Source organism: Mesorhizobium sp. CCNWLY176 (assembly GCF_037153935.1).
In the GTDB taxonomy this organism is placed as follows: domain Bacteria; phylum Pseudomonadota; class Alphaproteobacteria; order Rhizobiales; family Rhizobiaceae; genus Mesorhizobium_M; species Mesorhizobium_M zhangyense.
Genome location: NZ_JBBBDZ010000011.1, coordinates 187,093 through 198,830 on the forward strand (window position 1 = coordinate 187,093; position 11,738 = coordinate 198,830).

Here is an 11,738-nt window from a genome sequence, read left to right on the forward strand (position 1 = left end):
AATTTCTATCTCCTGCTACTTTCGCAAATAGCTTTTCCGTCCGGTATCCGTGAGGCAGTATTGGCCGCCACGTGGCCCTGTGCAGTACAGCCCTGACCGGCAGGAACATTCCTTCTCATCGTTGGTCGGGGCCATCTCCGAAGCTCCGTTGCTCATCAACCCGAGTGCGCCACTGCCGCCACCGAAAACCGCAGCGCAATTCTTCTTGCTCGCGCTAACAGATCCGTCATTGCAGATGAATGTGGCGCCCTGGCAATGCGAAATGCCACCCTTGCGCCCGCTACATGGAGAATTCGCCGCTAACGCAGATTGTACCGCCGTGATGGTAACAACGGCGCCGAGCAGCGCCACAACAAGCTTCCCCATCGCCAATCCCCCAAGCGCGATCCCTCGAATTGATTGCACAGATCGCTCGGGGGAGCAAAGTAGCGTGTGTTTATATTAGTGAAATCAAACTTATGGATTCGAAGCAACAGATCAACATAATAGAGGCAGGACCCAGACCCCAATATTGCAATCCCTTTAAGCCGCGCTTATGGCTGCAGGCAGGGCTTGGATGAATAGATGACAACCAAAAAAAGCGAAAAGAAATCGCACGCAATGGTCGGCTCGGACAAAGGGCCGGTACCAATCGATCCGGTTGCGGGCAAATCAGTCGCTGAGATCTTCGGTGAAGTCGTTTGGCTGATGAGCCAGGACAAGGAAGCTCGCGAGCTATCAATCAAGGATTTGGAATGGCTGGTTATGCCGCCAATCTTGCTTAGGCAGTTTCACATCAAGTATGTACCCGTGCCAAGCGGCCTCACAGCCAACGGCGAACGGGTTCGTTCAAGCGCAAATAATAGAAAATCAGCTTTTCAACCGATTTCTGCAGAGCTATTTGCCATGTGTTCGGATTCAGTCGCAGAAAGACTGAGTTCAAATGACAGGGTTAACTTGCGTTTATCAACTCAAGATTGGCGTTCAGGGACAAAAAAGATTCCGGTCCTTACCGTAACATTAATGGAAAAAAAATAGAGATGACGTCCGCCTTACTTACTATAAGTGCGATGCCATATATAGTCATATTTTTTTCTTTCATTTTTGCTTTATGCAAATCAATAATCAAAGGACATGATAAAATATTATTTATTGTGTTCATTATTTTGAACTTACTATATATATTAGTGACTGTTGTTTCAATATATAACATCACCCCAGGAATATTGAGTACTGAATCACGACTTTCAAAAGCGGCCTATTATGTTTGTATTTTTTCGCCGCACTTATTTATAACTATCCTAGCAATATATGCCATGTTGATTAGGTATTTTTCATCAAGATTATTTTCTAAAACTTTAGCGATATTTATTATTGCTCTAAATATAATTGGGTCAATTTGGACTGCAGGGTTAACCGGGGGCATAGATTAAATGAGTACAGACTATTTTGCCGGGACTTATGCTTACTTAGGAGGAGCGGTTCCGCGAATTGAATATGCGGCCGACTTAACAGGTGTAAGTCGAACTGTGCTCGCCGGCGCTATAGCAGACGAATTAAACGAGCGAATTAGCGGCTCTATAGCGGCAGCAATACAAGCTGCAGGGGATGCAGCTACTCTCGTATATACTCATCAAGAATTGTTGGCTCTTTATAACGCAGCAGAGCAGATGTCTCTCAACGAGCTGGCATCCCTGTCAACGGCTGATAAATTTTCGAATCCAATCTTGATCGATGTTGGTGTCGGAAACATTCAAATACGAACAGCAATCAACGTAATAAAAAACTATGTCGGCGATAATCCGTCAGATGCCCTCGATCTTGGAAGATACCTGTCTAGTTTGGACAGCCTTGTCACCGATTTAACAAATCCAAGTAGTAATACTACTTATGTGATTGCCGGCCTATATATAAAGGAAGCATCCGAGTTTTACCAAAACAACACACCTCAAAGTTTTTGGAACTCGCTAACTGAAAGTCAGCGAGAGGCCTTGTATATAGAATACTACAATCGAGGTCAGGAAAAACTATTGTTGAACAAGGCGGCCGCCGAGGCCGATGGTCGAGTTTGGCTTCCGGCCCCTGGAGAGGAGGGGGACGAGTATCTATATAATGCGGAAAAACTAAAAGATTTCTTAGAGGACAATTCGTCTCATTGCTTCGCCCCAGGAACAAAAATACATATTGCTCCTGACCGAGCGATACCTATTGAGCAGGTGGAAGCGTCTGGCGTCGTTCTCGCATTTGACGAACGGTCGGCGAGGAGTGGCGCGCTTCTCCCCGCAAGTGTGAGTTGTTCGTTTCGGAATGTAACTCAGGAATGGCTCAAACTCACTCCAATAGCACCAGACAGTCATAGCACTACCCCCGGAATCGGAAGAATCCCTGTCAGTGGTGACAGGGCCGTTGATCCTAATGCTACCTATGTCACGCCAGGCCATCGTTTTCTTAATGAGCAAGGCACATTCGAGCGAATTGAGAGCATAGTTAATCGCGGCGGAATGATCGTTCGAGATGATGGAGCTATTTGCAAAGTTGCTGCTGAGCGCTTGATCTACTCAACAGAAACTGCGCATCTATTTGAAGAGGCCGAGATCGTTCGGCAAATATCATCGGGATCAGCGGCTCTGGCGCCTTATGTTGAGCGCGGTTGGGCGACCTTCAATTTCGAAGTCGAGACGTATCACACTTACATCGCAAACGGCTGGCGTGTGCACAACGACAGTCAGTTCTACATCGACACTGCTGGGGCTATTGGCCAAGCGTTCGGCACGCAGCTTGGCATGATGCTAACGGAAGGCGAGAGCCAGCTCACTCAACTTGCAGCTGGAACAGCGCTGGGTCTCGTTGCTCGCAACCTTGCCGAAGTAATCATGGATACAGGGTTCCATGTGTTTAACGGAGATCAGATCAATTTCGGCTCTTCGCTAGGCATTGCGATCCGGCAACTCGAGGATGTGACCGTTGATCTGGCAACTGCGGCCACCGGAACTGTTTCATCATTCCTCCTCGCTGAACTGGGCGAATCCATGGGGCTGGAGGGATTTGGCGCTCAATTGTTCAATGTCAGTACGGGAGCCTATGCCGGTAGCCTGTTGAACACCGCCATGACCAACTGGCAGGCTGGTCACGCACTTTTGGATGGCGCTGATTTCACTGAGGCACTCGGTGTCCTTCCCGGCGCCGTCGGCACCTTCTTTGGATCGGCCCTTGCTCGTGAAATCCTTCCGGCGGAAACCTTCGAAGGTCAGATTGGCGGCTCACTGGGATCGATCGCGGGTTCAGCGCTCGGCTCGTCTTTCCTGGGGACGGTAGGAAGCTCATTGGGCTTCTTAGGGAACTTCCTTCTACCAGGAATCGGCGGCTTTTTCGGCACGTTGATCGGAACGTTTTTGGGTGATCTTTTTGGTGATGAACCGGATCCCCAGGCCACCATTGATCTTTTCATGCTCACCGGCTTGTCTGCGGATCGAGGCGGTCTGCTTAATCTGGCCGCGCAATGGGAATCAGTTGACGGTTTCCCGCACGACGCGACGACTGCATGGGCCGAGGCTGTTCACAAGATCAGCCTAGAATACGTGCGCACCGTGGGCGGCTTTGATGTAGCCAACGCCTATGTCGATGGCTTGCAGATATCCCAGGAACTGATCGACAATTATGGGATGATGCAAGGTGAGCTCGTTCGAGTTCTTCAGCGAATGAAGATCACGCTCGACGGTTCTGATATGGACTACTTCGTCAATGGCCGCGAGGTCGGCAGCGCCGAACAGATGGTCGACGGCGCGATTGCGGGGTTCATTCAGGATTCGCAGGTCATTGGTGGTGACCTGCTTCTCAAGCGCGCGGCAGCCAATTCAACCGCGGTCGATACGCCAACGCTGTCGGGTGACATGTCCGTTGCCGAGCAATACGGTAAGTATCTGAATGATCGGGCGGTCGTTAATGCACTGATCGCTTCGAACCCCGATTCCATTTTTGCCGCGGCATGGGCGGTTTCACTTGCACAGGCCAACGATCTAAAGCTCGCGCAGACGAACGTGGCAGATTTTCACGGTGGTCTGGGCGGGTTCATGGCATCACTCGCCCATGCCGGTGTCAGCGTCACACCTGACGACGTCACACTTACCCGAAATGCGGCAGGTCAGGTTACTGTAGACATCAAGGTCGCAGCTGATTTTGACGTCCCCGGCATCGTCGATGTATTTGCCAATGATGTCGAGGTAATCAGCCAAAATGGCTACCAGACACTGCGACTAACGTTCTCCAACTCCATGTCTGGAGTGGGCTATCATAACGTCACTGGCGTGCAGGTCAGAACCGACGGCTTCGTCAACGTTATCGGGGAAACGACTGGGCGGGATGTTTGGTTTGCCACGGACGACAGGAACTATGTTTTTTCTGATTCCGGTGTCCGCGTCATCGGCGTCAATGACGCGGAGGTGATCAGCAGCGACGACATCGTTATCGGTGCGAACGGCAACGATCGCCTGGACGGTGGTGAAGGCTGGGATTGGATCAGCGGCGGCGGTGGAGACGACATACTCACCGGTGGCACTGAAGCCGACGTTTTGATGGGCGGCGCAGGTAACGACACGCTGAACGGTGGCTTTGACCTGGATTATCTCGATGGTGGTGCGGGTGCCGATGTTCTCAACGGCGGGCCAGATCCGCTGGATTGGGATACGGCCGGATATGCCAAGTCCAACGCTGCCGTGACAATAAATCTGGCAACTGGCGCTGCATCAGGCGGGCACGCAGCCGGCGACCAACTCAACGGCATCCTCAATCTTGTCGGATCGGCCTTCAATGATCAACTGACGGGCAACGAGTACCGAAACACACTTGAGGGTGGCGCAGGCGCCGACGTGCTCAACGGCGGTACAAACTCATCGACAAATATCTACGATTTTGCATCGTATTTCAGGGCCAGCGAAGCAGTCATCGCTTCCCTGGCCAATCCGTCGATCAACACTGGTGACGCTGCCGGAGACACATACATAAACATCAGAGGGCTCGAAGGATCTGCGTTCGGTGATACCTTGTATGGTAATTCCGGCAACAACGAACTTTGGGGGCATGGCGGTAACGATATTCTCGTCGTAGGCGCCGGCTCGGATACCGCCTACGGTTCGTTTGGCTTCGATGTGATGAGCTATCGCACTCACACCTCTGGCATCACCATCAATCTGCAGAACTGGAGCGACAGCACTGCCGTTGTCGACGATGATGGCGGAATTGGCATCGAGGCGTTCGAGGCGACTGAATTCGCCGACGTCATGATAGGACGAGATACCAAGACCGACGACGGCCAGTCGGAAAATGACGTCCTGTTCGGTCTTGGCGGCGACGACAACATCAACGGCGGTGCAGGGCATGACTATCTCTATGGCGGCAAAGGTGACGACGCCCTGCGTGGCAGTGCCGGAAACGACAGCCTTCGCGGCGAAGATGGCAATGACACCCTGATCGGCGGAGAAGGTAATGACCAATACGTATTCGGAACCGGGCATGGTCCCGACAGCGTACAGGATTTTGTCTCTGCTTCGACGACAGCCTCGGGAGATATCAGTACAGCAAATGCATTGGGCGTTAAAGCCGGCGGGATAGTAAACACCTGGGTCAGCGGCTTTATGTGGAGCACTGCGGCCAATGCTCTCTTCAAGCTAACAAACGGCGGTTCAGACACCCTGGTTCTCGAAGGCGGCATCTCCCTCAGCAGCCTCACGGCGTCCTGGTCGGGAGAAACCTTACAAATTACCAACGGTACCTCCGGGGACGTAATCCGCATTGCGCAACAAACGGTGGCGGCTGCTCGAGTTGAAAACATCTCGGTGCAGGGGATCGGACCGCTGCCGTTTTTTGTCGCGGCCGCTTTAGGCCGTTCCGTCAATGGCTCATCGAAGGCAGACGTTGTGTTCGGCCTTTCCGGCAATGAGACATTGGACGGTGGTGCCGGCGACGACTCCATGGTCGGTGGTGCGGGAGATGATATCTACTACGTTGCCTCTGCCGGTGACCGTGCAATCGAATCTGCCAATGGTGGTGCCGACATTGCCCGCGCAAGCGTGAACTGGACGCTTAGCGACAATGTCGAGAGGCTGGAGCTTCAAGGTACGGGTAATTTCTCAGGAATTGGCAACGGCCTCGATAACACCCTGGTCGGAAATTCTGGCAACAACACTCTCAATGGTGGCACGGGCAAGGATTACATGGATGGCCGTGTCGGCAACGACACCTATGTTGTCGATGCTGTCGGAGACCGAACAATTGAGGATCCTGGCGAAGGCACTGACACCGTTCGTTCCTATTTGAGCTGGACGATTGGCGATAATATCGAGCAACTCGAACTTTTGGGAGCGAGCAATCTTTCAGGAGGCGGCAACGAGCTCAGCAATATCCTCTCCGGCAATGCCGGTGACAATTCGCTAAGCGGTGGCGGCGGCAATGATGAGATCAATGGCGGCTCAGGGGCTGACACGCTGTCGGGTGGCGATGGAAACGACACACTCAACGGAGAGGCCGGTATAGATCAGGCATTCGGCGGCGCGGGCAACGACATCTTTATTGTCAGTTCTTCTAGCGATGAAACTTTCGAGTCCGTCGATAACGGCACCGATACCGTACGCTCTTACATCACATGGACCTTGGCTGATAACATCGAGCGGCTGGAATTGATTGGCACCGCGCTCAATGGAACCGGTAACACCCTGAACAATACGTTGGTCGGCAATTCTGAAGACAATCTACTCAATGGTGGACTGGGTGACGACGCGATGAGCGGCGGAACCGGCAACGATATCTATATCGTTTCGTCAACAGGCGACCAGACCATCGAGCTGGAAACTGAGGGAGCGGATAGCGTTCGCAGCTACATAAGCTGGTCCTTGAATGCGAATATCGAAACACTCGAATTGCAAGGAACAGACGACCTGGCCGGTGCAGGCAACAGCCTTCACAACACCCTCGTTGGCAACGCCGGAAACAACTACCTGAGCGGCAGCGGCGGCAACGACAATATTAGGGGCGGCGCCGGCAGCGATACGTTTGCATTCAACACCACCCTTGGGACCGGCAACGTCGATCGGATATCCGACTATTCGGTTGCCGATGACTCAATTCGTTTGGGGAGCGAGATATTTACCGGTCTCACCGCAGGCGCTTTGTCGTCCGCGGCATTTCGCATGGGTTCAACCGCAGCGGATGCCTCTGACAGGATTATCTATGACAGCACAACCGGCTCGTTGTTGTTTGACGAAGATGGTAATGGCGCAATGGCTGCCGTCCAATTCGCAATACTGTCGACCGGACTCGCAATGACGGCAGGAGAGTTCTTTGTTGTCTGAGTCTGAAGCTCAAAAAGGCCCCGCCGCCGCTTTTTGCAGCGGCAGGGTCACGTAATTCGGGCTAACCCAAGCCTGTGCCAGGCATTACGCGTCTCAACCAGTTCCTCGCTTGATCCGGGAGTGTAATAACGACGATGAAACCAGAAAAGCCGCTCGTGCTCGGCTTTGGCCGATCGTGTACCCGGATCACGGGTCTTGAGGGATAGAATTTCGCTAAGGTGTATGACGTAGCACACAGGTTCGGCGCTTCTCGCAAATGCGACAAAGACCCACCATGGAGTAACATACCGATCGGGGTGTAGGCCGAGCAAAACATCCTGAGGTTTCGCAGAATGGGCTTTGACCTGAATCGGATGCACCGTACGCTCATCTTCCGACACCGCTAACATATCAGCACCCTTTGCATTCCGCATGGTGGGCATGACATTCCAGCCCTCGCGCGACAGTTCCCGCGCCACGTGGTAGAGGCCAATATTCCCCGTGATCTGCTTGTTATTGCTCACTGTTGCCCCCACGCGTCTCGACTTGTCGAGCAGTCCAACCGCCGGTCGAATTGTATTACAAAACACAGCAGTCAAAGATTGTCGACGCGGCTAGAACGCAAAAAAGCCCGCGCGCTCCATAAGGAACACGCGGGCGATAGAGCCTAAAAAGCGAAAATAGCCATTTCGAACTATGGTGTACTTCCCAATGAGTGGCGATGTTGCGCTTTGCTTTTGCGATAGGCGTCTAACAAAGAACCTTCATCCGTTAGGCCAGATTCAAATAGCGCAAGGATATCGTTGGCTATTTCCATCGCCTGCGTACTACCGGTTGGATGGCCGAATTCGCGTCGCAGCCTCTTGCAGACATCACGCAAGAACGAGCTCTTTTCGTCCATCACTCTCGCATATCGCCGTTGCAATTGCTCCCCCACAATGACTGCAACAGCCCCTCGCAGGCATAGCTTGATGGAAAATGTTCGAAAAGGAAACAACCGCTGCAGAAACGAAAAAGCCCCGCTCATCGGTTAGGGCAAGCGGGGCTTTGGGTGGTAATGGATGGTAATATGGAGTTTAGGTAGGTTTATGCTTTTCTGCTAAGCCGGCCGCTTGGGGCGCGCAGGCGTCCCACTGTACATGCTGTCAATTCGGCCGCCAAGGTGGTCGATAGATCCTTTGACGCCATGGAGGGCGTCCATGATCTCATCCTTAACGTCGCGAAGTCCTTCTTTCGTAATGTATGTCTGTGCGCACATCAGGCGATGATCGGCCAGCTCTTCTCGAGCAAGAGATGCAAGGGCCGATGCTGACGACGCGGTGTCGGTCGCGGCCTTCTTTGCGGCGTCGACCTTGCCCTCAATCCGCCACCAAATCCCCCAAAGCGCCCCGGAGACCAGAAGAAAGAAGCCGATCGCAGCCATTAGCTGCTCCGCGCTCATTTCCCCGCACCCATCAGTCGGCGCAGCTCGTCATAATATGCGGCGCAGGTATCCGTGCGTTTGTTTTGCTTTTCGAGCGCCAAGCGCTCGCGCTTCAGAATGACCCGGATATCCTCGCCCTTCTTCAATGCGGCGTGGATTTCCTTCTTGCGGCATTCGGCAGGCCATTCCGGCAAGGTCACCCCTGCCCTCGTCTGGCCGTCGAGCAGGCTAGCTTTTGTCGTCACGCAGCCAGTCAGTATCGGAATCATCAAGGCGGCAAGAGCGGCCAGCGTCAGCGAGTTTCTTTTCATAGTCTGCAATTTCCAATTCCAGGCGCTCGGAGGCAGCCAGTTCGCTTTCTTGCTGTTTGTCCAGTTCATTGCGCAGCATTGACAAAGCCGCGTCTGACGCTTTCCGCTGGCGTTGCTCCTCATTCAGCCGGGCCGCCAAAGCATCGCGCTCCGCGGTGAGCACAAAGCCCGCCCTCGCCTGCGCAACGACAATCGGATTATCCACCGCCTTGTTGTAGGCCCAAGCAGATGCCAGAACGGCCACCGCGACAAGAATGCCGCGGAAGCCTCCGATTAGGGTCCACACCGCGTACATCAGCGCACGCCCTCGAGGCAGAGCTTGCGCTCTTCGGCGCGGCGCGTAACGAGGCCCTTGATTACTCGGCCGCCAGCCTTGTTCCATGCCGTGAAGGCATTGCAGGCCCCACGAATGTCGCCAGCGTTGGCCTTGCGCGCCACAGTCGAGCCGCAGAACGCACGCGTGCCGATGTTGTAGCTCAGGCTGAGCATGGCTACGTATGGCTTATCTGGAATGCTCTCAGGCGCCACCAAACAGCGGCGCATGCCGGTTTCGAACTCCACCAGCGCATCGCCAAGCATGGCCTTGCACTGGTCGACCGTATAGCGATCGCCGAGCTTCACGCCGCGCGTTTCGCCAAAGCAGACGGTAGGCACATCGCCGGGAATCGGAATGTACGCGCGAGTGCGCAGACCTTCAAAGCCGCCGACAAGTGCGACGGCAGCCGCCATGACGGCAGCACTAATCTTCAGGCGACTTTTCATCGGATAGATCCTTCTGAACGATGAGCCGGGCGATGAAGGCGCCGGCAGTGGTGATGAAAGAAAGAGCGGCGAAGACGCCGGCCGGGACCGGCATCCACTCCTCGAGCAGCGGCAGCGAGACCTCAGCACCCGAAAGAAGTGCGGCAAGGAAGATCAGACGGATGCTCCAGGCATGGCGAAGCACCGCCCGCCAATTTGTGGCGAGGCGCATGACGTGTCCTTTCCCGCCGTAAGGCGTGATTGCAGGTTTCTTGGTTTGGAGTACGGTCCGCCTCGGGATGGGGGGCACGGGTGCGCCGTTCCGGGAATGGGTCTTACCCGCAGCGATGGAGAAAGTGCGCCGGCGGTTGAAAGGCATCCATGATGGTGATCGGCAAATGGTCACCATCCTCGGCTGTGTTCCCACCGACGGTCTCGGGGCTGTCGATGCTGCCTGCCAGGTTCTCGAACTCATGAGCACGCTGAAGCTCTATGGAATGCGCAGCGCTTACGACGAGGTCATGGGCAACGGCATCAAACGGCAGCACGAACCGCCGCGTATCGTTGGCGATCTCTTGCAGTCGGGGTTTCGAAATGACGCAATATGATGTTATCGGGGGAGGTTAAAAGCACTGCATTGGATACTACAAAGGAGTGGTGAATGCCCTTTAAAGAACTGACCAATGGTGACGATGTTTACACAGGGACCGCTGAGGTAGACCACGTTTATGCATATGCGGGGAACGATATTGTTCACGGTGCCGGAGGCGATGACCATATTTATGGCTATGAAGGGAATGATACGCTCTACGGTGATGATGGCCACGACGAACTTGAAGCTGGTGATGGCAACGATGTTTTGTATGGGGGGAGCGGAGATGACTATTTAGCGGGTGACTTTTTTGCGCCCGGCAGCAGCATTATCTATCAAGACACAAATTATCTGTATGGCGGTGCAGGCGATGACCGTTATCTCGTCATTAGTTCAAATGACATCATAGATGAAAGTGTAGCCGGTTCTAACGGCTACGATACAGTAAATACCTACATTTCGTTCGACCTTGCCTCACCGTCGGTGAAGGGAACGATCGAGGTTCTTAAGCTTTACGGAGACAATAACCTTAACGGCACCGGCAATGCTGTGAATAACCGTATCTTCGGTAATCCGGGCAACAATGTTCTCGATGGTGGTGCAGGTAATGACGAGATCCATGGCAATGCTGGCAACGACACCGTGATCGGCGGCGCAGGCGATGACTTACTCCTTGGAGATGACACGTCGACCAACGGGCCATTAGGTGACGACAAAATTTACGGAAATGCTGGCAATGATAGGCTGTTAGCGCAACGAGGGAACGATTATCTCGACGGTGGCACTGGCATTGACACGCTGGAGGGTGGTGCCGGCAACGACGTGTATATCGTGTCGTCGACCGGTGATCGAACAATCGAACTTTCCGGCGAAGGCACTGATACTGTGCGCTCCGACGTTGACTGGATTCTTGCAGCCAATGTCGAGCGGCTGGAGCTTCTTGGCACTGCCGATCTCACCGGCAACGGCAACACGCTCAACAACACATTGGTCGGCAATGACGGCAAGAATATCCTGCGTGGCGGGGCTGGCAACGACACGCTGAACGGCGGCAAGGGATCGGATACGTTGGTCGGAGGTGCCGGCAACGACACGTTCGTGTTCAACAAGCCTCTCGGCTCGACCAACATCGACAAGATCACGGACTACAATGTCGCCCAGGATACGATGCAGTTGGACAACGCGTACTTCACCAATACTGGTGCGGGCTATCTGTCGGCTGCTGCCTTCCACATCGGCACCGGCGCTCACGATGCGAGCGATCGCATCATCTACAACTCGACGACCGGTGATCTGCTGTTCGACAAGGACGGCGCTGGCGGCGCGGCTGCAATGAAGTTTGCCTCGCTCTCGCCTGGGCTAGCCCTGAC

General features: G+C 54.0%; 9 protein-coding genes and 1 pseudogene. 4 read left to right on the plus strand and 6 right to left on the minus strand.

Annotated elements, in window-relative coordinates:
* Nucleotides 1-564: 564 nt before the first annotated feature.
* On the plus strand, nt 565-1,017 hold the full coding sequence (locus WBQ96_RS19190) for a toxin-activating lysine-acyltransferase (protein WP_336552770.1): 453 nt from the start codon (nt 565-567) through the stop codon (nt 1,015-1,017).
* Between the two features lie 395 nt (nt 1,018-1,412).
* Nucleotides 1,413-7,322, plus strand: a complete 5,910-nt coding sequence (locus WBQ96_RS19195; RefSeq protein WP_336552769.1) for a beta strand repeat-containing protein — start codon at nt 1,413-1,415, stop codon at nt 7,320-7,322.
* 47 nt (nt 7,323-7,369) lie between these two features.
* On the opposite strand, the gene WBQ96_RS19200 is transcribed toward WBQ96_RS19195, so the two are convergent.
* The 6 genes from WBQ96_RS19200 to WBQ96_RS19225 form a co-directional block, all read right to left on the minus strand.
* Nucleotides 7,370-7,825 (minus strand): hypothetical protein, encoded by a 456-nt coding sequence (locus WBQ96_RS19200; protein WP_165121350.1) that lies wholly within the window; start codon nt 7,823-7,825, stop codon nt 7,370-7,372.
* A 575-nt stretch (nt 7,826-8,400) separates the two neighbouring features.
* Complete coding sequence (locus tag WBQ96_RS19205; protein WP_165121375.1) at nt 8,401-8,724, minus strand: hypothetical protein; 324 nt, start codon at nt 8,722-8,724, stop codon at nt 8,401-8,403.
* A gap of 14 nt (nt 8,725-8,738) precedes the next feature.
* A complete protein-coding gene (locus tag WBQ96_RS19210; RefSeq protein WP_165121374.1) occupies nt 8,739-8,969 on the minus strand; it encodes a hypothetical protein in 231 nt (76 codons plus the stop codon).
* Complete coding sequence (locus tag WBQ96_RS19215; RefSeq protein WP_165121373.1) at nt 8,953-9,330, minus strand: hypothetical protein; 378 nt, start codon at nt 9,328-9,330, stop codon at nt 8,953-8,955. Before WBQ96_RS19215 ends, WBQ96_RS19210 begins: the two co-directional genes overlap by 17 nt.
* Entirely contained in the window at nt 9,330-9,797 is a 468-nt protein-coding gene (locus WBQ96_RS19220; protein ID WP_246246028.1) for a lysozyme, read from the minus strand. The genes WBQ96_RS19215 and WBQ96_RS19220 overlap by 1 nt, the downstream gene beginning before the upstream one ends.
* Nucleotides 9,775-10,008, minus strand: a complete 234-nt coding sequence (locus WBQ96_RS19225; RefSeq protein ID WP_165121372.1) for a DUF7940 domain-containing protein — start codon at nt 10,006-10,008, stop codon at nt 9,775-9,777. Before WBQ96_RS19225 ends, WBQ96_RS19220 begins: the two co-directional genes overlap by 23 nt.
* Nucleotides 10,009-10,249: 241 nt before the next feature.
* Between WBQ96_RS19225 and WBQ96_RS28300 the strand changes: the two are divergent.
* Nucleotides 10,250-10,360: pseudogene (locus WBQ96_RS28300) on the plus strand (IS21-like element helper ATPase IstB); the annotation flags it as partial.
* A 77-nt stretch (nt 10,361-10,437) separates the two neighbouring features.
* On the plus strand, nt 10,438-11,738 hold a 1,301-nt coding region (locus WBQ96_RS19235), incomplete at its 3' end, for a calcium-binding protein (RefSeq protein ID WP_336552768.1).

Bases quoted from the DNA above. Each gene is read 5' to 3' on its own strand.
- WBQ96_RS19215 (WP_165121373.1), bottom strand. From the start codon at position 9,330: ATGTACGCGGTGTGGACCCTAATCGGAGGCTTCCGCGGCATTCTTGTC.
- WBQ96_RS19190 (WP_336552770.1), top strand. From the start codon at position 565: ATGACAACCAAAAAAAGCGAAAAGAAATCGCACGCAATGGTCGGCTCG.
- WBQ96_RS19205 (WP_165121375.1), bottom strand. From the start codon at position 8,724: ATGGCTGCGATCGGCTTCTTTCTTCTGGTCTCCGGGGCGCTTTGGGGG.
- WBQ96_RS19225 (WP_165121372.1), bottom strand. From the start codon at position 10,008: ATGCGCCTCGCCACAAATTGGCGGGCGGTGCTTCGCCATGCCTGGAGC.
- WBQ96_RS19220 (WP_246246028.1), bottom strand. From the start codon at position 9,797: ATGAAAAGTCGCCTGAAGATTAGTGCTGCCGTCATGGCGGCTGCCGTC.
- WBQ96_RS19195 (WP_336552769.1), top strand. From the start codon at position 1,413: ATGAGTACAGACTATTTTGCCGGGACTTATGCTTACTTAGGAGGAGCG.